A 22,413-nucleotide genomic window follows, 5' to 3' on the forward strand; every position below is an offset into this window, starting at 1 on the left:
ACTCTTCTCAAGCGCCCTGTTGCACCCGTGTGGTGGCGCTGTGCTGTGCCTGTGAGTGCTGTTGCCAGGCCGTTTCGGGGGCCGGTGAGGGCACGCGCGGGGTCGGCGGCGGCAGGTGCACGGTGAACACCGTGTGCCCGGGGACGCTGTCGACGGTGACGGCGCCGCCGTGCGCGGTCGCCACGGCCTGCACGATGGCGAGCCCGAGGCCGGTGGAGCCGGTGGCCCGGGAGCGCGCGGAGTCACCGCGCGCGAACCGCTCGAAGACGTGCGGCAGCAGATCGGGCGGGATGCCCTGCCCGTCGTCCTGGACGTCCACGCACAGCCACGGTCCGCGCCGCTGCACGCGTGCGGTGACGGTCGTGCCGGGCGGGGTGTGGGTCCGGGCGTTGGCGAGCAGGTTGACGAGCACCTGTTGCAGTCGCGCGGCATCCGCCGACACGAGCGCGGGCTCGTCGGGCAGTTCGAGCCGCCAGTTGTGGCCGGGGCCCGCGGCGCGCGCGTCGCTGACGGTGTCCACGACGAGCGGGACGAGGTCGGTCTGCTCGAACTGGAGCGGGCGGCCGGCATCCAGCCGGGCGAGCAGCAGCAGGTCCTCGACGAGGAGGGTCATGCGCCCGGCCTCGGACTCGATCCGTCCGAGGGCGTGCCGGGTGTCGGGGCCCTGTTCCTCGCGTCCCCGTCTGGTCAGCTCGGCGTACCCCCGGATGGAGGCCAGCGGCGTGCGCAGCTCGTGACTGGCGTCCGCGACGAACTGCCGTACCCGCATCTCGCTCTGCTGCCGCGCGTGCAGGGCGCCGTGGACGTGGTCGAGCATGCGGTTGAGGGCGGCCCCGACCTGCCCGACCTCGGTGTGCGGATCGGTCTCGGACTCCGGGACCCGCTCGTTGAGGGTCACCTCGCCGGTGTGCAGCGGGAGTTCGGAGACACGGGTGGCCGTCGCGGCGACCTTGCGCAGCGGCCGCAGGGCGATCCCCACGAGCACGGAACCGGCGATACCGGCGGCGACGAGGCCGGCGGCTGTGACGCTGACCTCGACGATGACGAGGGTGTCGATGGTGTTGGTGACGCCCCTGGTGGGCAGGGCGACGTAGAAGTTGCCGTGGGCGCCGGTGACGTACTTGGCGCGGTAGTCCCCGAGCCCCGGGAGCGTGACGGTGTGCACCTTGCCGTCACGGGGGACGGAGCCGAGCGCGGAGGTCTGCGCCTGGGACAACTCGACGGCCTTCATCCGCTCGAAGCCGGAGCTGCTGGAGGAGACCTCCTTCTTGATGACCGCCCTCGTGACGGCACCGGTGGAGTCCGTCTGGGCGGCGACGGTGTCGGGTTGCGCCGGTCCCTTGGTGACGAAGTCGTCCAGCCTGTCCTGCGCCGTCGCGGTGCCGGAGGAGTTCCCCGCCGCACCGCCGTTCAGGTTGTCCGGGCCGCCCGGACGACCGTTGCCGAGGCCGGACAGGCTGCCCCCGGGCGGACCCGAGACGCCCTTGCCGACATCGGCCACCTGCCCGTCCAGCTCCCCGTAGAGGTGCTGCCCCAGCGCGATGGTCGTCACGGTGCCGATCACGGCGCACACCACGGCGATCAGACTGACCGCCGAGACGACGAGCCGCGTCCGCAGCGTGCGCGGCTGTCGTCCTCGCCTCTGCGTACGCGGTCGTCGTCGCCTGCTCATGACGCCGCGGGTTTGATCATGTAGCCGGCGCCGCGCCGGGTGTGGATCATCGGCTCGCGGCCCGCGTCGATCTTCCTGCGCAGGTACGATATGTAGAGCTCCACGACGTTGGCCTGACCACCGAAGTCGTACGACCACACGCGGTCGAGGATCTGCGCCTTGCTGAGCACGCGCCGCGGGTTGCGCATCAGGAAACGCAGCAGTTCGAACTCGGTGGCGGTGAGGTGGATGTTGTCCCCGCCCCGGGACACCTCGTGGCTGTCCTCGTCGAGCATGAGGTCCCCGACGACCAGCACCGAGTCGGAGCGGCGGTCGGCGGCACCGGACCGCCGGATCAGCCCGCGCAGCCGGGCCACGACCTCTTCCAGGCTGAACGGCTTGGTGACGTAGTCGTCGCCGCCGGCCGTCAGCCCCGCGATCCGGTCCTCGACGGCGTCCTTGGCGGTGAGGAACAGCACCGGCACGTCGGGCAGTTCGCGCCGCAGCCGGCCGAGGACGGTCAGGCCGTCCATGTCCGGGAGCATCATGTCGAGCACGACGGCGTCGGGCCGGAACTCGCGCGCGGTCTGCACCGCGCCCTGTCCGTCACCCGCACTGCGGATCTGCCAGCCTTCGTAACGAAGGGCCATGGACAGCAGTTCGGTGATCGACAGCTCGTCGTCCACCACCAGCACTCGGACGGGGCTCCCGTCCGGCCTCAGCAGTTCGGTGCGCCCCTGGGGCGAGGTCGTGGTCATGGTGGACACCTTGTCGAGGTCCTCTGAGAGCGCCCTTTCACGAATCTGTGATTTTCCTGAGAAACACACAGGCGTCTCTCAGGGAACTCCTGGGCAGATCCGTTGACCCGGCGTCAGAGGACCGACGCACGACGGCCCTGCGGCGACCGTCCCGTTCACTCACGCGTCGGCACCCGCTCGAACGTATGGCTGCGCTCGACCTTGGCGACGTGCACGGTGTACGCCTCGTACCACTGGGCGCGCCCGCGCTTCTGGGCGGCGCGGTGCTCCAGGTCGCTCCGCCACTCCTCGATGGCGGCCAGGTCCCGGAAGTACCCGACCGTGATCCCCAGGCCGCCCGGTGTCCGGGCTTGGTCCATCCCGAGGAACCCGGGGACCTCTGTGACGAGTTCTTCCAGCCGCTCGGCGGTGTCCCCGTACCCGTCGCCGTCCTCGGTCCGCACGGAGGTGAAGACGACGGCGTAGTAAGGGGGTTCATGGGCGGTGACAGGCGCAACGCGGTGATCGCTCATGTCGCCACGATCGGCCACGGCGGCACGGACGTCCAGCCCCTTTCCGGACGCCGAGCCGAACCGGGCGTCCCGACAGGACCGGAGGGGGGATCCGGGCGGCGACCAAGCGGGGTCCGGCTGTCGGCCGGCAAGCAAGGAAGCCGCTGTCAGAAAAGCCCGTCCTGCACCCCCGCCTCCCCCACCTCCCGCACCGGCACGGTCACCTCGTCCCGCTCGGCGCCCGTCAGCTCCCACCCCGTCATCAGTCGCGTGTCCAGCACCAGGACCCCGCGCCCGGTGGCGAGATGAAGATCAGGCCCGGCGGCTGCCAGCACACCGCCGCTCACCCCTCCACCCGCCACCAGCTCGCTCACCACACCGTCCATCCGGGGCAGCCCCTCCAGCCCGAACACCCCACTGTGGTCGACGGCCAGGAACGGCGCCCGCTCCAGCGACTCCGGCCAGCCGCCGAGCGACACCGCCCGCGCGTGCAGCTCCGCCAGCTCCGCGACCCGCTCCCCGGCCGGCGGCAACGCGGCCCGCACCGTCCGCTTGTCGGCGTACGGGATCCGGTCGGGCACCCGGAGGGCGGCCCGCATCAGCTCCTCCGCGCGCCGCGCCGCCATCAGCGGCCCGCACCCCAGCCAGCTGAAACAGACGGCACCCTGCTCCAGCAACCGCGCGGAGCCCCGCTCGGCCGCGGTGATCCCGACCTTGACCATGCCGGGCCCGAACCAGGCGAGATAGACGCGGTACGGCCGCGGATCGTCGGCGAAGGTGTCAGCGGCGACGGAATGGGCCCGGTCGAGGCGGGAGCACTCCTCGCACCGCCCGCCCGTACTCCGCCCGGGCACCGCGGCCCGTGCCGCACACCCATGCCCCCGTGCCCCCACGCACCGTCGCACACCCCCAGCGACCACCGCGAAGGCCACCCGCTTCCCCCGCTCCAGCGCACTGCGCCGCCCCCCTTCCCATGCCAGCACGGGCCCGTCCTCACCCCACCGCAGCCCCGCGCATCTCCACACCTGAGTCATCACTGCCGAGAGTAGGCGCCACCACTGACAACGCGACCAACGCGACCAACGCGACCTGAGAGATCACAACGGGGCACGCCTTGGGCCGCCGCTCCGGCCAGACGGCACACCCCGGCATGCCGGGCTCCTCAGCATCCCCGGAGCGCACCCGCTCTAACCGGGACCCGCTTGCTCCGCTCCGGCGTGCGCCGACGGAATCCGCACTACCCTCGCGAAATGTTTTTGTGCGCCAATTCGACTTCCGGGCATCTTGCTTTTCGTTGACGGTATGTCAGCGACGCGGGACCGTAGAAACGATTTCGGTGATGCGTGGCATTACTGAGATCGCCGAACCGTGCGGGGCCAGGTGCGGGTCGTCAATGTGACCATAGCGTCATCACTCGGGCCACCGCTTCACGAACGGTTACAGGTACGGAGGAGGAAATATGTCGAAGAAGAAACCCGCCAAGAGAGCCCGGAGAAGTCGCAGATACGTGATCGCCGTCCTGGTGGCTGCGTCAGCGTTGTTCACGGCTCAGGGCACCGCGTGGGCGGGCACCCCCACCTTTGCGGCCCATGTCGACTACGCGGCAGGCAACGCCTCTCAGGCGGTGCGGGTGGCCGACTTCAACAAGGACGGCCACCTCGACCAGGCCGTGGCCAACTCGCTGGACAATACGGTGTCGGTGTTACTGGGCAATGGCGACGGCACCTTCAACGCCAAGACGGACTACGGCACGGGAGACTATCCGGGCGGCATCGCCGTCGGCGACTTCGACGAGGACGGCAATCTGGACCTGGCGGTCGACAACCTGAACGGTGACACGGTGTCGGTGCTCCTGGGCAACGGCGACGGCACCTTCAACACCAAGACCGACTACGCGACCGGCTCGGGGCCCTACAAGGTGGAGGTCGGTGACTTCGACAAGGACGGCCACACCGACCTCGCGACCTCCAACACGAACGACAACACGGTGTCGGTGCTCCTGGGCAACGGCGACGGCACCTTCAACACCAAGGTCGACTACGGCACGGGAGCGTACCCGTTCTCGGTCGTGGCCAAGGACGTCAACAAGGACACCAATCCCGACCTGGTCGTGTCCAACGTCAGTGACAACACGGTGTCGGTGCTGCTCGGCAACGGCGACGGCACCTTCAACACCAAGACCGACTACGGCACCGGCGGCTCGCCCACCCGCGTGCAGGTGGCGGACTTCGACGGCGACGGCAACCTCGACGTCGCGGTCCCCGACCTGAGCGATGCCACGGTGTCGGTGCTCCTGGGCAACGGCGACGGCACCTTCAACACCAAGACCGACTACGCGGTGGGTGACGCGCCGATCCCGCTGGACGTGGCGGACTTCGACGGTGACTCGCATCTCGATCTCGTGGTCGGCAACGACAACGACGACACGGTGTCGGTGTTGCCGGGCAACGGCGACGGCACCTTCGGGACGAAGGTCGATTTCGCCGTCGGTGACGGGCCGTTCGGCATCGCGGTCGGGGACTTCGATGAGGACTCCCGCCCTGATGTGACGGTGGCCAATTACACCTCGGCCAACGTGTCGGTCCTCCTCAACACCACGTCTCCGTAAGGCCAGAAGTCGCCCTGCGGCCGGCCGCTAGGCGACGGAGTGGGTCACTGTGCCGGTATAGGTGCCCGCCACCGCGCTGGCGGGCACCGACATGACCAGGGTGGGCTGCCACACACAGGAAGTGTTGGATGAACTGACCGAGCCGTAGGAGAACGCGGTCCGAGCAGTGTCCAGAGCCACCTTGCCGGCAGCCGTGGGCTGACCGGGGCTGAAGGTTCCGGGCCCCGACTTGGACACGACCGGGCCCGACCAGTAGGACAGGTTCCCTCGCGCGATGGTCTCAGCGGCGGAGCCCCCTCCCGTGGTGAAGTTGGTCGCCGAAACCGTCGCAGTCCATCGCATCACGCCACTGCTCGTGACCTTCACCTGCCCCAACTGCACGTTCATCGTGCCGCCAGGCGTCGCTGATCCGAGGTTGACCGACGCGGGGGCCGTGACCGAAGCCGAGGAAAGCACTTCAGGAATCAGATAGACGGCGGTGGCCGCCGCTGCCTCTGCCTGTGGCACTCGTCCCAAAGGCAGGAAAAGGAAATTCGCACACAACGCTCCTCCCACCCCGATCCGCAAGGAGATTCGAAACCATGAGAGGGGTCGCGATCCCACTCATTCTCCTTCGGCTCGTCCGGCAGGCGGTTCTCCTGCATTCTGGGCGAGCACAAGGAGGGATCTGCGTGCTCTCGGGCGTGACTTCGGTGGGTTCACCCATGAGCGTCACACAGAAGGAACTCGTGTTTGGTTTCCGGTGGAACGTCGGCACCGATACCGTCGATATCGAAGAAACGTCATCGTGGCGCCGGTGACAGTCAGCAGAATTCCTGCCGCCGCGTACCAGATCCTGCGGTTGGAGGTGATCACGGCCCAGGCGACGGACGCGCCTCCCGGTTTCGGGAAGATCAACCGGGCGGAGAAGTCGTGCTGCACCATTCCGCTCTCCAGGTGCAGACGCGCGGTCCAGGGACCGTCGGGCAAGCTCTTGTCCAGACCGGCCACTCTGACGGTTCCCGTACCGCCCGGGGGCAGCGTGGTGCCCTCGGTGACCGGGTGCGCCCCGGCGCTCAGCCCGCCCGGGCCGTCAGAGAGGACGAGCTTCCCTCTCAGATCCAGTGCTCGCCTTCCCGTGTTGTGCACATGGGCAACGACGCTGGGCAGTCCCTTCTTGTCGCGCAGGGCGACGATCTTCTCGATCCGGAAGTCGGCGTACTCGCCGCTGTTGCTGATGTCCAGATAGACCCGCGTCCCCACACGCACCACTGAGCCGACGTTGTGAGTGGCGTCCGGCGGCGTTCCGCTCTCCGCCCAGACGACGGCGTAACGCTCTCCCGGCGTCGCCGTGCCCGGCACTTTGATCGTGACCTTGGCCTCGGTCTTCTCCCACGGCTTGAGCCTGAGGACGGCGGGCCTGACGCGGGTCCAGCGGGTCAGCTCGTTGGGGGCCCGGCCGTCGGCGAACAGGAACCGGTTGTCCGAGATCAGCGCCGCGCCCGGATACAGCTGCACTTCGCGCCTGCTGCCGGACTTGTTGGCCACCTCGAACCGGCGCTCGATGACGGTTCCCGGCTTCAGATGGTCGACGATGTACTTCAGCGCACGTGGGTCTTCGCGCCGCACGACCGGTGCTTCCAGGAGACGGAAGCCGATGTATCCGATCCCGGACGAGGAATCAGCAGCCGCGGTCGGCACGCCGGCGAGGGAACCCGCCAGGACAGCGAGAACAGCGAACAGGGCTGGGAGACACGAGGTGCTTCTTCTGCGCACGGCCTGAGACTCACGCCACGGAGTGCGTGATGGTGCCCGAGTAGCTACCGGAGACGTTCCCCGCCGGCACGTTGACGGTGAGGGTGGGATTCCAGCTGACGGAGTTGGCGCCGTCGCCGCTGGCACGGGAGAACGCGGTGATGGGGCTGGCCAGGCTCCCCGCATTCCCGGCGGTGTGCGGCTGGTTCGTTTCGGCGGTCGTCGACCCGGGGGTGTACGTTACGTTGCTGCCCGAGATCGTCTCGGCGGCCGTGCCGCCACCCGTCTTGAAAGCCGAACTCAGGGAAACCGTCGCGATCCACGTGGTGCCCAACTGAGAGCGCTGGTCACTCACCGTGACGGTGCCGAGCTGGCCGGTCGCCGAGCCGCCGGGAGTAGCGGTCGAGAGCGACGCGGTGGCAGGAGCGGTGATCGCCAGACCCGTGGTCGCGGTCACCGTGAACGTGGTCACCGTATCGGCGGCCGTAGCCGGGGCGGAAAGGGCCATGACGGCACCCACCGTCGCGACCGGGATCACCACAGCGTCACGGACCCTCATTCTCACTCCTCCGCTACATGATCAATGACCTCGCCTATTGGTATCCGCTCGTAAGGCGGCCTCCGGAGGGCCGCTCACGATCACCACGCCATAGGGGCACCCCAAGGGTCCGTACGGCCTATCCCGGAGCCGTCGGGAGATCGTCGACGAGAGCGGCGAGCGAGGCACCGGCGAAGGGCCCGAGCACAGCGCGGCGCATCCGGAACGCCAAGGCCCCGAATCCCTCCAGGTCCTCCGACTGCGCCCACTCGGCTGGATTCGCACCTGCAACCTCCCGCTGGGTGCAGCGAGCTGATGGACCGTCATGGCGCCGGGCCGGTGACCGCCGGCCCTCGATCGCCGAGTGTGGGCGGCAGGGCCGACGAGGTGCCGCCGGGGGCAGGCCACGGTTCGGCCGGGGCGAGCTGTAGCGCCCACGGCGCGAACACGCCAAGGCATCACTTGATTACGCAGCGTGTCCTCTCAGGTCGACAGCGAGGTGGGGCTGCGAGAGCATGGACGGGACCGAAAGGCCGGCACCCACTGGTGGGGCACGGCCGTCGTCGGATACGGAGTCCATGCGCAGGAAGCCGTCCGGGAGTCCTCCCGGCCTCACGGCTCCGGACGGTGAGACCGCGCTGTTCGGGCGTGGAACGCCAGCACTCATTCGCGCCCGTCCCCGTGTGTTCGCACCTCCCACACCTGCACGTGGTTCCGTATGCCTCGAAGGGAAGGCAGAACAGTGAACACACGTTCTCGTCTCGCAGCGTTGGCACCCCTCGCCCTCTCCTCACTGGCACTCGGCTCGCTGCCCCTCACGGCCGCGCCCGCCCAGGCAGCGACGCCCAAGGCCACGTGTCATGTGACACAAGACGCCCAGAAACCCGACCGGTTCAACGTCATCGGGACGGGACTCACACCCGGAGCGGACGTCAGCATCAGCCAGGGCGGTGCTACAGCCTTCCTCAGGGCTTCGGCCGACGGCGGGCTCTCGGGCACGCTCACGGTTTCGCAGAAGGGCGGGCCCGTGAGCATGCAGGAGGAGGGCGGACCCAAGCTCTCCTGCGGCTCGGTCAAGCAGGCCGAGGAGCAGCAGACCCAGGACCAGTTCGCCAAGGGCTTCAAGGACGGGTTCAACCTCGCCAAGGCGACCTGCAAGGCTCAGGCGCCGCAGGGCGTCACCGCAGTGGACCCCAACTACGAGAAGGGCTTCAACGCAGGGGCGGCGGCAGCGATCGCCAAGTTCTGCTAGCAGGCCCACGAGAGCCGGCCACCCATCCGACGCCCGTCGGCGTCGCAGCCCCTGAGTGAGCCGGTGAGGAGTCGGCCGGTGGTGCGCCGGAGAACCGCGCGAGACGCGACGGGCGCACCACCGGCCCGACCTCGGGTTCGGCGAGCCGGCCGCACGAGGACTCGGGGGCGAGGCGGAGTCGGACGCCGACCCGGTTCCGACTGCGCTGATGTCATCGGCTGACGTCAGAAGCCCCCTGGGGTGATCCCAGGGGGCTTCTGATCCATGCGCACTCGGCAGGATTCGAACCTGCAACCTTCTGATCCGTAGTCAGATGCTCTATCCGTTAAGCTACGAGTGCTTGTTCTGTTTTCGTCTCCGCTCCCGGCCCTTCCGGCCCGCTCGCGGCGACAGGAAGAACATTACATGACTGCCGCCGCCATGTGAAATCCGTTTGCCCTACCCCTTGTGACCTGCGGAAACGCCCTGTCGGATGGATCCCGGCGCGGCTCCGGGGGGCGGGGCCGGAGCGGCTTGCAGCACCTGTCCCGGAGACACCGAAGCCCCGGTCGCGGGGACCGGGGCTTCGGTGATCGAGCGCGGAGGCGGAGGGATTTGAACCCTCGATGGGCTTTAAGGCCCAAACCGCATTAGCAGTGCGGCGCCATAGACCGGACTAGGCGACGCCTCCAGCACAACCGCTCACGCGCGAGCGCGAGTGGTGCGTGCAGATGATGACACAGCCGAGCGGGGTGTCACCAATCGGCTCCCACGGTACTAGGCGGAAAGCCCGCAGGGCAAAGCACTGGGCCGCATCGGGCGCCATTGAGTCCTGTCGGCCGCCACCAAGGCACATGGGCGTCGCCGATTCCCCGGACGTGACCCTTCGCGGGCATTCGCCGACACGCTCCGCAACCGCTCCACTCCGCTGCCGTTAGGCAGGGCATGGACCACTTCCGCCTTCGCCGCCACCCCCTCCTCCTCGGGGCCCTCGCACTCCTCCCTCTCACAGCCGCGGTCGGACCCGCGCACGCGCACGGTCAGCGCCCGGCCCCGCACGGTGACCGGCTCCTCGTCACCGTCCGCCATACCGGGGGCGCCGACGGGGTCTACGTGCTGAGGTGCCATCCGGCAGGAGGCACCCACCCCGCCGCCGGCCGCGCGTGCGCCGTGCTCGAGCGGCGGACCGTCTGGGGGCGGGACCCCTTCGCCCCGGTGCCGCCGCACAGGCACTGCACCCTGCAGTACGGCGGGCCCGCCACCGCGCACGTCACCGGGAGGTGGGCCGGGCGGCCGGTCGACGCGTGGTTCGACCGCGGGGACGGGTGCCGGATCGCCCGCTGGGACGCGCTGGTGCCGCTCCTGCCGGACGTTCGTTCGTAGCGAGCGGCGGTGCCGGACCCCTCGCGCGCGGCTACCTGCGCGGTCACAGGTTCTGCGTCACTTCCGCGTGCGACCTCCCTCTCATCCGGCGCCGCGGGCGCCAGGACTGCCCGTAGACTCCCTCGCGTGACACGCTGCGGGCCGGTTGGCAAGATGGCCCTCGCGGTCAGCAAGGTGCGGTAACAGGGAGGAAGCGTCTCGTGAGCAGCAGGCCATCCCGAGGCGCTGCTCGCCTCGCTGCCATACTGGACGCGCTCCCCGACGCATTGGTGCTGGTCAACGCCAACGGCACGGTCGTCAACGCCAACACCATCGCCCTGGAGGCCTTCGAGACACCCGGGACCGCGCTCGTCGGGCGCGGGCTGCTCGATCTGCTGCCGCAGTTCGACTCGCGGCTGATCCCCGGCTCGATGCGGCGCCCCGACTCCCTCGACCCGCGCGGACAGACCAAGCCGACCCGGATGATCGCCCGGCGCACGGACGGCACCGAGTTCCCCGTCGAGGTCACGAGCGCCAACCTGGAGGACGGCCGACAGGCCTACGACGGCTACGGCTACACCGGTGACGAACTGCTGATGCTCGTCGTCCGCGACCTGTCCGGCACCGTCGACACCGAGGCCGAACTCGCCCGCTCGCAGCGGCAGACCGAGATGATCCTGCGTGCCGCGGCCGAGGGCGTGGTGGGCACGGACACCGACGGGCGGATCGTGCTCGTCAACCCGGCCGCCGCCCAGATCCTCGGCTACCGGGCCAGCGACCTCGGCGGCAAGGAGCTGCACACCCTCGTCCTGCACTCCCGCGACGACGGCTCCCCCTTCCCATACACCGAATCGGCGCTGTACGACACCCTGCGCTCCGGGCGCAAGCACCGGGTGCGCGGACAGGTGCTGTGGTCGAAGCCCGGGGACAAGGTGCCGGTCGACCTGACGACCTCGCCGGTGCGCGACGGCGACCAGATCGTCGGCGCCGTAATGACGTTCACCGACCGGCGGCCGTTCGACACGCTCGTCGCGGAGAAGGACGAGGCCGCCAAGCAGCACCGGGAGGAGCTGCAGCGGGTCGCCAAGGAGCACCGGGATGAGCTGGAGCGGCTGCGCGAGGAGCACGCCGCCGAGCTCGCCGAGCTGCGCGAGCGGCACGCGGAGGAGATCGCGGCCGGCGAGGAGCGCTACGCCGCCCTCGGCGAGCGCGAGAAGGACCGCTACGAGGCGCTGACCGCCCGGCACGACCAACTGCTCGCGGTGCTCGGCCAGTCGCTGCGCGGCCCTCTCGACGAACTGCGCGGTGAGCTGTCCAAGCTCGCCGCCGACGACGCCGGCCAGCTGTGGCCGGAGGCCAACCAGGTGCTCCACCACCTGGCGGCCGGTTACTCGCGCATCACCACGCTCATCGGCAACGTCCTCGGCTACCAGCGGCTCGACGCGGGCGACGACGACCTCGTACGGACGACCGTCATGCTCGACGCGGTGGTCGCCGCCGGTGTCGACGGCGCCGTCGAGCTGATCGGGCCGGGCCGGATCCAGTTCGCGGTGCATGCTCCGCCCATCGAGGCCGAGGTCGACCCGCAGCGGCTCGCGCAGGCGCTGGCGCACCTGATCGCGGACGTGGCGGGCGTCGACTCCACGGGCAACGCGCCGGTCTCGGCGGGCGGTTACATGGACAACACCGTCGTCGTGGCGGCCGCGCAGCGCGGCGAGGTCGTGCGGATCGAGGTGCGCGGCCCGTACGCCGGGGGAGACGCGGTGCACCAGCCGATCGTCGGCGGCATCGTGCGGGCGCACGGCGGTGTGCTGCAGACCCACGAGGTGCCGGGCATGAGCGGCAGCGCGTACGTGCTCGAAGTGCCGCTCGGCGGCGGCGCGGGCGCGGTCGCGGCGGCCCCGGCGGAGCCCGCGGCCGAGACCCCGGCGGAGGGGCCCGGGACCGAGATCGCGCTGCCCGAGCAGGGTGAGCAGCAGGGCGGCGGACGGCGGCGCGCTCGCCGGTCGTCCGTGGACGCGTTTTTGGAGAGCGAGGTCGGCGACTCCGCTCCCGCCCCGTCCGACACGGCCGTGGCGCCCACCGGGCGGCGTCGGCGGCGTGCGGCGCAGGAACCCGCCGCCGAGGCCCCGGTCCCGGTGCAGGCGACCGGCGGCGACGGTGCCGAAGCCGCCGGAGGCACGGGACGCCGGCGCGGTCGGCCGAACCTCGCCGAGGACGTGGCCGAGGGCTCGGTGGTGACCGCCGCCGAGCACGCCGCGGGAGCCCCCGCCGCGGCCACCGGACTCGGCGGGACCGTGCCGCCGCAGGGCGTGCCCGCACCCTCGGGCCGCCGGGCCCGCCGGGACACCGAGCAGCAGGCGCTGCCGCCCGCGCTGCCCGCCGCCTCCGGTACGCCGTCCCCCGGCGAGGCCCCCGCGCCCACCGGACGCCGCCGGCGTGCCCTGGCTGCCGCGAACGAGCGTGCCGCCGCCGCGGAAGCCGCTCCCCGCACGGTGTTCGCGCTGCCGCCCGCCGAGGCGGACCGCACGCCGGAGCAGAGCACGGCCGCTGCCGTCCCGGCCGACGAGGGCCGCCATGACGCCGTGCCGCACGACGCCGCCGAGGAGCACACGCCGCCGCAGCCGCACCCGGTGTCCGCACCCACGGGCCGCCGCCGTGCCCGCACGGCCGCCGAGCCGGGGCAGCCGCAGCCGGCCCCGGACGGCGCCTCCACCACCGGGACACCGCCTCAGGGCGTGCCCGCGCAGATGACGCCCGGTGCCCCTGCCGAAGGCGTTCCCGGGCAGGAGGGCCCGCAGTCCGTTCCGGCGCAGGGAGCACCGACCGCTCCGGCCGCGCAGGGCGGACCGGCGCTGCCCGGCGGGCCGCTGCCGGCCCAGGCGGCGCCCGGTCAGCCGGTCCCGGCCCAGCCCGGCCCCGCCGTCCAGCCCGTGCCCATGGCGCCGGGCCGACCGGTGGTGGCCCCGGGGCAGCCCATGGCCCCGGCTCAGCCGGTCCCCGCCGCCGTGCCCGCCCAGCCCGTCGCGGGACAGCCGGGCCGGCCCCCGTCGCACCCCAGCCCGCGGCGCAGCCCCAGCCCGGCCCGCAGGCGACGCCGAACGCGGCGCCCACGGCAGCCGCCCCTGCCGCCGGCGCCCCGGTGCCCCCGCAGGCTCCCCAACAGGCAGCCCCCGGCATCCCGGTGCCCCCGCAGGCTGCCCGGCCCGCCCCGGGCACCGCGGTCCCCCCGCAGGTCTCCCAGCCCGCTCCCGGCACCCCGGTGCCCCCGCAACCGGCTCAGCAGCAGCCCCAGCCCTGGCCCGGTTCCGGTGACACCGGCGTGGGCATGCCCGTACCGCAGGCGCCGGGGACCACCCCGTCCGCGGGCACGCCGCTGCCGCCGGAGCAGCACCGCATGCCCCAGCCGCGCGCAGCCAGCCGCTGCCCGCGGAGTCGGCCGCCCCCTCCGACTCCCACTCGCCCCAGGGCCGCGCGATCAGCGTGCGTACGCTCGGTCAGGGGGTGCCCTTCGCACGGCAGGCGCCGCAGGCCGGGGTCCCTCCCCGCCCCACGGCGCCGACGCCTCCCCCGCACGCATCCAACGGTTCCGGCCGCCGTCGCAAGCTCGGCACGCCTCCTGAGCCGGCCGGTGAGCGCCCGGAGGCGACCGCGCGCCCGCACCCGCAGCCCGTGTCGGCTCCCGTCCCGCCCCAACCTTCCCTGGCCGGGCAGTCCCGCCTGGCCCCGGCCACCGAGGGCGCCGGACGGTCGTACGCCATAGGGGCCCCGGACGAGAACGCCGACGAAGGTCCCGAGCCGCTCGACGGTCCCGGCGGTGCCGTTGAGGTCGCCGACCAGCCTCAGCTTCAGCCGATGGACGACGAACTGCCCCCGGAGCCGCTCGACAACCCGCGCCGGCTGCTCGTGTGGCCCGCGCCGGACGTCACGACCCAGCAGGCGCTCAGCGACCGCGGCTACCGGCCCGTCGTCGTCAACTCCCGTGAGGAGGTCGACGCGCAGATCGCCGCGTTCCCGGCGGCGCTCTTCGTCGACCCGCTCACCGGCCCGATCACCCGCACCGCGCTCCAGTCGCTGCGCCAGGCCGCGGTGGCCGCGGAGGTCCCCGTCATGGTCACGGCGGGGCTCGGGCAGGCGACACGGGAGGCGGCGTACGGCGCCGACCCGGCCGTCCTGCTGAAGGCGCTCGCCCCGCGCGACTCCGAGCAGCACCCGCCGCGGGTGCTGCTCATCGAGGAGCACGCGGAGATCGCCCTCGCGCTCACGGCCACGCTGGAGCGGCGCGGTATGCAGGTCGCGCGGGCCGCGTCGGACGCGGACGCGGTCACGCTGGCCGCGCAGATGCGGCCGAACCTGGTGGTGATGGACCTGATGCAGGTGCACCGCCGCCAGGCCGGGGTCGTCGACTGGCTGCGCGCGAACAACCTGCTCAACCGCACTCCCCTCGTCGTCTACACCGCCGCGGTGGATCCCGCCGACCTGCCGCGGCTGGTCTCGGGTGAGACGGTGCTGTTCCTGGCGGAACGCTCGACGAGCACCGAAGTGCAGGACCGGATCGTGGATCTGCTGGCCCGCATCGGTACCAACTGAGGTCGACAGGGCCATAGTCGGCGGTCGCACGGACCGTGGTCGGCGCAGGGCCCCGGCCCACGGTCGGCGCCGGGTCTCAGCTCGAAGTCGGCACAAAGGCGCTGTTTCACGTGAAACAGCGCCCCGGCCACCGTACGTCCGGCGTCAGATCCGCGTGATGTCCAGCTCGCCCGCCGCGTACTGTCGCCGCAGTACCTTCTTGTCGAACTTGCCGACGCTCGTCTTGGGTACCGCCCCGACGATCGTCCAGCGCTCGGGCAGCTGCCACTTGGCGATCCCGCGTTCATCGGCGAGGAAGGAGCGGAGGACTGCGAAGTCGGCCGTGGCGCCCTCCTTCAGCACCACGGTGGCCAGCGGCCGTTCGCCCCACTTCTCGTCCGGGACCGCGACGACGGCGGCCTCGGCGACGTCCGGGTGAGCCATCAGGGCGTTCTCCAGGTCCACCGACGAGATCCACTCGCCCCCGGACTTGATGACGTCCTTGGCGCGGTCGGTGAGGGTGAGGAAGCCCTCGGGGCTGATGGTGCCGACATCACCGGTCTTGAGCCAGCCGTCCTCGCTGAACTTATCGGCGGGACGCAGGGGTTCCGCGTCCGGACCGTTGTAGTAGGCGCCCGCGATCCACGGGCCGCGCACCTCCAGTTCACCGGCGGACTCGCCGTCCCAGGGGAGCCGCTCGCCGCCGGGGCCGGTGAGGCGGGCCTCGACCCCGGCGGGGAAGCGGCCCTGGGTGAGCCGGTAGGTGAACTCCTCGTCGGTGCCGACGGCGTGGGCGGGCGGCCGGGCCACCGTGCCCAGCGGAGACGTCTCGGTCATGCCCCAGGCGTGGCAGACCCGCATGCCGAGCTTGTCGAAGGCGTCCATGAGGGAGGGCGGGCAGGCGGAGCCGCCGATGGTGACCTGGGTGAGGGAGGAGACGTCGCGGGGCCGGGAGCTGAGCTCGGCGAGCAGGCCCTGCCAGATGGTGGGGACGGCGGCGGCGTGCGTGGGCCGCTCCTTCTCGATCATCTCGGCGAGGGGGGCGGGTTGCAGGAAGCGGTCCGGCATCAGCATGTTGACGCCGGTCATGAAGGTGGCGTGCGGCAGGCCCCAGGCGTTGACGTGGAACTGCGGGACCACGACGAGCGAGGTGTCCTGATCGGTCAGGCCCATCGACTGGGCCATGTTGACCTGCATGGAGTGCAGGTAGATGGAGCGGTGGGAGTAGACGACGCCCTTGGGGTCGCCGGTGGTGCCGGAGGTGTAGCACATGGCGGCGGCCTGGCGTTCGTCGATCTCGGGCCAGTCGAACGTCGTGGGCTTGCCCGCGATCAGCTCCTCGTACTCGTGCACCTGGGCGGGCGCCCCGTCGAGGAGGGAACGGTCACCGGGGCCCGACACGACGACGTGCTCGACCGTCGGCAGCTTCGGGAGCAGCGGCGCGAGCAGCGGGAGCAGCGAGCCGTTGACGATGATCACGCGGTCGGCGGCGTGGTTGGCGATCCAGACCAACTGCTCGGCGGGCAGGCGGAGGTTGAGCGTGTGCAGGACCGCGCCCATGGAGGGGATCGCGAAGTAGGCCTCGACATGCTCGGCGTTGTTCCACATGAGTGTCGCGACCCGGTCGTCGCCGCGGACGCCGAGGTCGTCGCGGAGAGCGGCTGCGAGCTGCACGGCGCGGACGCCCGCCTCGGCGAAGCTGCGGCGCTGCGGCTCGCCCTCGCCGGTCCAGGTGGTGATCAGGGACCTCCCGTGCACCCGCGCTCCATGCGCAAGGATGCGCGTGACGGTCAGCGGTACGTCCTGCATGGTGCTCAGCACGGAGTCCTCCCGGGCGTCATTGCCTACGCGGCAGTAGGGGCTGCGCTGATTCTGCGCACATACCGCGCGGTATGTCACTAGGCCCCGGGATGATCGATCAAGGCCTCGGCCACCGGTCGCCGGCCAGCAGCCACCCACCACCCGCCACCGGTCATCGACCACCGGCCACCGGCCACCAGCCACCGGCGCTCAGCCATCGGTGCTCAACGCACCGGCGCGAGCTCGGGATCCTCGCGGAGCTTGCCCAGGGCGCGGGACACCGCCGACTTCACCGTGCCGATGGAGACACCGAGCACCTCGGCCGTCTGGGCCTCGCTCAGATCCTCGTAGTACCGCAGGACGACCATCGCCCGCTGGCGGGCGGGCAGTTTCATGATCGCGCGCCACATGGCGTCGTGCAGCGCCTGCTCCTCGGCCGGGTCCGCGGCGGGCAGGCCCTCCGGCTCGGGCAGCTCGTCGCACACGAACTCGTCGACCTTGCGCTTGCGCCACTGCGAGGTCCGCGTGTTCAGCAGCGCGCGGCGCACGTACCCGTCGAGCGCGCGGTGGTCCTCGATCCGGTCCCAGGCGACGTACGTCTTGGTCAGCGCGGTCTGCAGCAGGTCCTCCGCGTCGCTGGCGTTGGCGGTGAGCGACCGGGCGGTGCGCAGCAGCACCGGCTGACGGGCCTTCACATACGACGAGAACGACGGGAACGGAAGGGTCTGCCTCGCCGGCGTGGCGGCGTCCGAAGCGCTGGTGCAGACGGGTGAGGTCATGGCTCCACGCTAGGATCGCGCCCCTTCCGGCGGATCGGCCGCAGGTCCCGAAGACGCCTCCCCCTCAGGTTGTAGGCGGGGGGCTGCCCCCACCTCCTGGAGGTGGACGAGCGGGCGCGAACACCTGAGGGTTCACCCCTGAGGGATGACTACGGCAGGAGCAGGCGAGCCGCGCGCGTACGGCAACCGTACCGGGGCGAGCGGCCCGCGCGGCCCCCGGCCGCTCATCCGTCCGCCGTCAGGATCAGGCCGGAGGTGGGGACGCCGGTGCCCGCGGTGACCAGGGTCCGGGCGGCGCCGGGTATCTGGTTGACGGCGGTGCCGCGCAGCTGCCGTACGGCTTCCGCGATGCCGTTCATGCCGTGCAGGTACGCCTCCCCGAGCTGCCCTCCGTGGGTGTTCAACGGCAGCGTCCGCGCGGCCGCGAAGTCCGCCGCCGTGCCCCGCTCGCAGAATCCGAACTCCTCCAGCTGCATCAGCACGAACGGCGTGAAGTGGTCGTACAGGATGCCCACGTCGATGTCCGCGGGGCCCATTCCCGAAGTGCGCCACAGCTGGCGGGCCACCACGCCCATCTCCGGCAGGCCGGTCAGGTCGTCCCGGTAGAAGCTGGTCATCTGCTCCTGGCCGCGCCCCGCGCCCTGGGCGGCGGCCGTGACCACCGCGGGCGGGTGCGGCAGGTCGCGCGCCCGTTCCAGAGAGGTGACCACCAGCGCCTGGCCGCCGTCCGTCTCCTGGCAGCAGTCGAGCAGCCGCAGGGGTTCCACGATCCAGCGGGAGGCGGCGTGGTCGGCGAGGGTGATGGGCCGGCCGTGGAAGTGGGCCGCCGGGTTCGTCGCCGCGTACGCGCGGTCGACGACGGCCACATGGCCGAACGCCTCCGGTGTCAGACCGTACGTGTACAGGTACCGCTGGGCCGCCATCGCCACCCAGGACGCCGGGGTGAGCAGCCCGAACGGCAGCGACCAACCCAGCGCGGCCCCCTCCGCCGACGGCTCGCGGTGCTGCACCCCGGAGCCGAAGCGGCGGCCGGAGCGCTCGTTGAACGCCCGATAGCAGACCACGACCTCGGCCACCCCGGTCGCGACCGCGAGCGCGGCCTGCTGGACGGTCGCGCACGCCGCCCCGCCGCCGTAGTGGATCCGGGAGAAGAAGGACAGCTCGCCGATGCCGGCGGCCTGGGCGACGGTGATCTCCGGGCTCGTGTCCATCGTGAACGTGACCATGCCGTCCACGTCCGCGGGCGTGAGCCCTGCGTCGTCCAGCGCTGCACGCACCGCCTCCACGGCCAGCCGCAGCTCGCTGCGCCCGGAGTCCTTCGAGAACTCGGTGGCACCGATCCCGACGACGGCGGCCCGCCCGCCGAGGCAGTCCCTCGTCCGTACGCTCATACGGCATCCCCGTTCGGGACGGTCACCGTGACCGTGCCGGTGACGTGCCGGCCGATGCCGTTGGCCCCGACCACCCTCACCGTGGCCGTGTCCCCGTCGACCTCCTCGACCGTGCCGGTCAGCACCATCGTGTCCCCCGGGTGATTGGGCGCGCCGAGCCGGATGGCGACCTTGCGCAGGACGGCCGCCGGGCCGAAGTGGTCCGTGACGTACCGGCCGACCAGCCCGTTGGTGGTCAGGATGTTCATGAAGATGTCGGGGGAGCCCTTCTGCCGGGCCAGCTCGGCGTCGTGGTGCACGTCCTGGTAGTCCCGGGAGGCGATCGCACCCGCCACGATCAGCGTGCGGGTGATCTCGATCTCCAGCGGCGGCAGCTCCGTCCCCGCGCGCAACCCCCTCATGGCTCCACGCCACGACCGTCGTCGGCGCGGAACACCGGAAGCTCCAGTTCCTCGTCGTATCGCTCGAACGCCAGGCGTACGGGCATGCCGATGCGCACCTTGTCGTAGGGCACCCCGGTCACGTTGCTGACGATCCGGACGCCCTCGGCCAGCTCGATCAGGCCGACCGCGTAGGGAGGGCCGAAGGCCGGGAACGGCGGATGGTGCAGGACCACGTACGAGTAGACCGTGCCCGCACCGCTCGCCTCGAACGTGTCCCACTCCGGTGAGCCGCACGCATTGCACCCCGGCAGCCAGGGGAAGCGCGGGGTGCCGCAGTCGCCGCACCGCTGGATCAGCAGCCGGTGCCGGGCGACGCCATTCCAGAAACCGGCGTTGTCCCGGTTGATCACCGGGCGGGGCCGTCTGGTGGCGGGCTCGGTGCGGGCGGGCTCGGTGCGGGCGGGCTCGGTGCGGGCCGGCTCGGTGCGGGCGGGTTTGCCGGCAGGCGCGTACTTGAGGATCCGGAACCGATGCGTCCCCACCGGTTCGCCGTCCACGCGCACGTCCATCCGCGTCGTCACGAAGTACCCCGTGCCGAGCTTCGTGCGCTTCTGGTCCGAGACCGACTCGATGACCGCGTCGAACGTGACCTCGTCACCGGGTCGCAGCGGCCGCAGGTACTCCTGTTCGCAGTCGGTGGCGACGACGGAGGTGCAGCCCGCCTCGTCGAGCAGGGCCAACAGCTCGTCGTACACCTGTGTGCGCCCCGCGTGGCCGGAAAGGCCGCTCATCGTCCACACCTGGAGCATGGTGGGCGGGGCGATGGCGTCCGGGCCGGTGTACGCGGGGTCGGCGTCGCCCATCGCCTCGCACCAGTGCCGGATCATCGGCGCGTTGACCGGGTCCTTGCCGACGCCCGCGACGACGGCCGGCCGACCCTCGTACGCCTTCAGCCGCGTGGCGAAGTCCTCCTCGAGCCGCATCGTTGCGGGCCTCCCGGATCTCGTGGCACGTGGGTGCAAGAGACTTTCTGACTGTCCGTCAGATATAGGCCGGCTGTCAAGGCCGCCGCCTCTTGCGACCGAACTCTTCAGGGCACCGATTGCGTGAACGGAGCCTTCCTGGGCAGCCGGGACGCGACGGCCGGAGCGGAGGGGGTCGGATGTTCGACGGTTTCGAACTGACGCGGTGCGAGGGGGACGGGGCCGGGCTGCTGGTGCGGCACGGCGGCAGCGGTCCGGCCGTGCTGCTCCTGCACGGCCATCCGCGCACCCACGCGACCTGGCACCGGGTCGCCCCGCTGCTGTCCGCCGCCGGTCGCACCGTGGTCTGCCCGGACCTGCGGGGCTACGGCCGGTCCTCCAAGCCCCCGACCGACCCGGAGCACCGTCCGTACTCCAAGCGCGCCATGGCCCGGGACTGCCTGGCGGTTATGCGCGGCCTCGGCCACGAGCGTTTCGCCGTGGTGGGCCACGACCGCGGCGCGTACGTGGCCACCCGCCTCGCCCTGGACCACCCGGAGGCGGTGTCCGCGCTGAGCGTGCTGGACGCGGTCCCCATCGGGGAGGCGCTGGGACGCTGCGACGCGGCGTTCGCCGCGAGCTGGTGGCACTGGTTCTTCCTCGGACAGACCGACAAGCCCGCCGAGCGGGTCATCAACGCGGACCCCGACGCCTGGTACAGGGCCACCCGCGAGCAGATGGACGCCGAGGCGTACGAGGACTACCACCGCGCCATCCACGATCCGGCCACCGTGCACGCCATGTGCGAGGACTACCGGGCCGGACTCGGCGTCGACCGGGAGCACGACGACGCCGACCGATGGGCCGGCCGGCGCGTCGTCTGCCCGCTACAGGTGCTCTGGGCCACCCGCGACGACATGGCCGAGCTCTATGGCGACGTGCTCGGCGTCTGGCGCGGCTGGGCGGGCGACCGGCTGGAGGGCGGCCCGATCGACAGCGGGCACCACATGGCCGAGGAGGCGCCCGAGGCACTCGTCACCGCGCTGCGCGCCTTCTGGCAGGCACACCAGAGCTGACCTCGCCGGAAGACCATCCACCGGCTCACCGGCCCTGGAAGCCGCCCGGCCGCCTCCAGGAGACGTTCCTGAGCCTCCCGGAGACCTCCTGGAGCCTCCTGGCGACCTCCTGGAGCTTCCTGGAGAACTCCTGGGGAACCGCCGCCCCCCCTTCCCATTTTCGAACAGACGTACGAACATGGGGGCATGGCCACCACCGACCGGAAGGCCACCACCCTGGCCCTGGCCCACGCCCTGTCCGCCGCGGAGCGCGGGCTGGCGGTGATCCCGCTGTCCCGTACGAAACTGCCGGCCCTGCGGTCCCCGCACCGCGACGACCCCGACCCGACGGCACCCGTCTGCCACGGCGCATGCGGCCGTTTCGGACACGGGGTGTACGACGCCACGACCGACCCCCGCCGCATCCGCGAGCTGTTCGCCGCCGCGCCCTGGGCCACCGGCTACGGCATCGCCTGCGGTCTGCACCCCCACCACCTGATCGGCATCGACCTCGACACCAAGTCCGGCACCGACTCCTCGGCGGCCCTGCGCGAACTCGCCCTGCGCCATCTGTTCACGATCCCTGCGACGGTGGTCGTGCTCACCCCCAGCGGCGGCCGCCACCTGTGGCTGAGCGGCCCGCCGGACGTCGTCGTCCCGAACTCGGCGAGCCGCCTCGCCCCCGGTATCGACGTCCGGGGCGCCGGCGGCTACCTGGTCGGCCCCGGCTCGCGCACCGACCACGGCGTGTACAGCACGGCACCGGGCACCGCCCGGCTGCCTCCCGCACCCTGCCCGCCCGCCCTGCTGCGCCTGCTCACGCCCCCACCGCGCCCGCGCCACACCACGCCCTCGTCGGCGGGCCGGCACGGCCAGGGCCTGGTCCAGTTCGTCCTCGCGGCGCACGAGGGCCAGCGCAACACCCGCCTGTTCTGGGCCGCCTGCCGGGCCTACGAGAACGGCTTCGGCCCGGACCTGGCCCCCGCCCTCCTCGACGCGGCGATCCGCACGGGCCTCACCCCGCGGGAGGCCCGCTCGACTCTGGCGTCGGCGGCACGGATGACGGCGCAGCGTCCCTGAGACGGTTCGAGGTGGGGTGGT

The 22,413-nt window shown here is 71.7% G+C and carries 17 protein-coding genes, 2 tRNA genes and 1 pseudogene; 6 read left to right on the forward strand and 14 right to left on the reverse strand.

Annotated features, from left to right (window positions below):
• Positions 1-7: 7 nt before the first annotated feature.
• The 4 genes from N8I84_RS20265 to N8I84_RS20280 form a co-directional block, all read right to left on the reverse strand.
• Positions 8-1,672, reverse strand: coding sequence for a sensor histidine kinase (locus N8I84_RS20265; RefSeq protein WP_263230832.1), 1,665 nt, complete (start codon positions 1,670-1,672; stop codon positions 8-10).
• Entirely contained in the window at positions 1,669-2,409 is a 741-nt protein-coding gene (locus N8I84_RS20270) for a response regulator transcription factor (protein WP_236041816.1), read from the reverse strand. Before N8I84_RS20270 ends, N8I84_RS20265 begins: the two co-directional genes overlap by 4 nt.
• A 155-nt stretch (positions 2,410-2,564) precedes the next feature.
• Positions 2,565-2,921, reverse strand: a complete 357-nt coding sequence (locus N8I84_RS20275) for an antibiotic biosynthesis monooxygenase family protein (protein ID WP_263230833.1) — start codon at positions 2,919-2,921, stop codon at positions 2,565-2,567.
• Between the two features lie 146 nt (positions 2,922-3,067).
• Positions 3,068-3,934, reverse strand: coding sequence for a DUF2797 domain-containing protein (locus tag N8I84_RS20280; protein WP_263230834.1), 867 nt, complete (start codon positions 3,932-3,934; stop codon positions 3,068-3,070).
• A gap of 425 nt (positions 3,935-4,359) precedes the next feature.
• On the opposite strand from N8I84_RS20280, the gene N8I84_RS20285 reads away from it, so the two are divergent.
• The gene (locus N8I84_RS20285) at positions 4,360-5,508 is read left to right on the forward strand and encodes an FG-GAP repeat domain-containing protein (RefSeq protein WP_263230835.1); all 1,149 of its coding nucleotides are present in this window, start codon (positions 4,360-4,362) and stop codon (positions 5,506-5,508) included.
• A gap of 27 nt (positions 5,509-5,535) precedes the next feature.
• Here N8I84_RS20285 and N8I84_RS20290 read toward each other — a convergent pair whose 3' ends face one another.
• The 3 genes from N8I84_RS20290 to N8I84_RS20300 form a co-directional block, all read right to left on the reverse strand.
• Positions 5,536-6,111 carry a hypothetical protein gene (locus N8I84_RS20290; RefSeq protein ID WP_263230836.1) on the reverse strand — a complete coding sequence of 192 codons (576 nt, stop codon included), beginning with the start codon at positions 6,109-6,111 and terminating at the stop codon, positions 5,536-5,538.
• A gap of 108 nt (positions 6,112-6,219) precedes the next feature.
• Positions 6,220-7,188, reverse strand: a complete 969-nt coding sequence (locus tag N8I84_RS20295) for a peptidase (RefSeq protein ID WP_263230837.1) — start codon at positions 7,186-7,188, stop codon at positions 6,220-6,222.
• An 85-nt stretch (positions 7,189-7,273) separates the two neighbouring features.
• Complete coding sequence (locus tag N8I84_RS20300) at positions 7,274-7,801, reverse strand: hypothetical protein (RefSeq protein ID WP_263230838.1); 528 nt, start codon at positions 7,799-7,801, stop codon at positions 7,274-7,276.
• A gap of 721 nt (positions 7,802-8,522) precedes the next feature.
• Here N8I84_RS20300 and N8I84_RS20305 point away from each other — a divergent pair.
• Positions 8,523-9,032: a hypothetical protein gene (locus tag N8I84_RS20305; protein ID WP_263230839.1), complete on the forward strand. Its 510-nt coding sequence runs from the start codon at positions 8,523-8,525 to the stop codon at positions 9,030-9,032.
• A 267-nt stretch (positions 9,033-9,299) separates the two neighbouring features.
• Here the strand turns inward: N8I84_RS20305 and N8I84_RS20310 are convergent.
• A tRNA-Arg gene (locus tag N8I84_RS20310) sits at positions 9,300-9,372 on the reverse strand.
• Between the two features lie 239 nt (positions 9,373-9,611).
• Positions 9,612-9,702: transfer RNA gene (locus tag N8I84_RS20315), tRNA-Ser, on the reverse strand.
• A gap of 254 nt (positions 9,703-9,956) precedes the next feature.
• Here N8I84_RS20315 and N8I84_RS20320 point away from each other — a divergent pair.
• Positions 9,957-10,394 (forward strand): subtilase-type protease inhibitor, encoded by a 438-nt coding sequence (locus tag N8I84_RS20320; RefSeq protein WP_263230840.1) that lies wholly within the window; start codon positions 9,957-9,959, stop codon positions 10,392-10,394.
• A gap of 200 nt (positions 10,395-10,594) precedes the next feature.
• Positions 10,595-14,963 (forward strand): annotated as a pseudogene (locus N8I84_RS20325) (PAS domain-containing protein).
• 144 nt (positions 14,964-15,107) lie between these two features.
• Here the strand turns inward: N8I84_RS20325 and N8I84_RS20330 are convergent.
• The 5 genes from N8I84_RS20330 to N8I84_RS20350 all read right to left on the reverse strand — a co-directional run bounded on the left by N8I84_RS20330 (position 15,108) and on the right by N8I84_RS20350 (position 20,278).
• Complete coding sequence (locus N8I84_RS20330; RefSeq protein WP_263230841.1) at positions 15,108-16,763, reverse strand: long-chain fatty acid--CoA ligase; 1,656 nt, start codon at positions 16,761-16,763, stop codon at positions 15,108-15,110.
• 203 nt (positions 16,764-16,966) lie between these two features.
• Positions 16,967-17,521 (reverse strand): SigE family RNA polymerase sigma factor, encoded by a 555-nt coding sequence (locus tag N8I84_RS20335; protein ID WP_263230842.1) that lies wholly within the window; start codon positions 17,519-17,521, stop codon positions 16,967-16,969.
• Positions 17,522-17,745: 224 nt separating this feature from the next.
• Positions 17,746-18,912, reverse strand: coding sequence for a lipid-transfer protein (locus tag N8I84_RS20340; RefSeq protein ID WP_263230843.1), 1,167 nt, complete (start codon positions 18,910-18,912; stop codon positions 17,746-17,748).
• The gene (locus N8I84_RS20345; protein ID WP_263234830.1) at positions 18,909-19,304 is read right to left on the reverse strand and encodes a MaoC family dehydratase; all 396 of its coding nucleotides are present in this window, start codon (positions 19,302-19,304) and stop codon (positions 18,909-18,911) included. Before N8I84_RS20345 ends, N8I84_RS20340 begins: the two co-directional genes overlap by 4 nt.
• 5 nt (positions 19,305-19,309) lie before the next feature.
• Positions 19,310-20,278 carry a bifunctional MaoC family dehydratase N-terminal/OB-fold nucleic acid binding domain-containing protein gene (locus tag N8I84_RS20350; RefSeq protein WP_263230844.1) on the reverse strand — a complete coding sequence of 323 codons (969 nt, stop codon included), beginning with the start codon at positions 20,276-20,278 and terminating at the stop codon, positions 19,310-19,312.
• A gap of 179 nt (positions 20,279-20,457) precedes the next feature.
• Here N8I84_RS20350 and N8I84_RS20355 point away from each other — a divergent pair, with 179 nt between their 5' ends.
• The gene (locus N8I84_RS20355; protein WP_263230845.1) at positions 20,458-21,333 is read left to right on the forward strand and encodes an alpha/beta fold hydrolase; all 876 of its coding nucleotides are present in this window, start codon (positions 20,458-20,460) and stop codon (positions 21,331-21,333) included.
• 186 nt (positions 21,334-21,519) lie between these two features.
• Positions 21,520-22,392 (forward strand): bifunctional DNA primase/polymerase, encoded by an 873-nt coding sequence (locus N8I84_RS20360; protein ID WP_263230846.1) that lies wholly within the window; start codon positions 21,520-21,522, stop codon positions 22,390-22,392.
• Positions 22,393-22,413: the final 21 nt, after the last annotated feature.

The sequence above is a fragment of the Streptomyces cynarae genome, from assembly GCF_025642135.1.
GTDB lineage: Bacteria > Actinomycetota > Actinomycetes > Streptomycetales > Streptomycetaceae > Streptomyces > Streptomyces cynarae.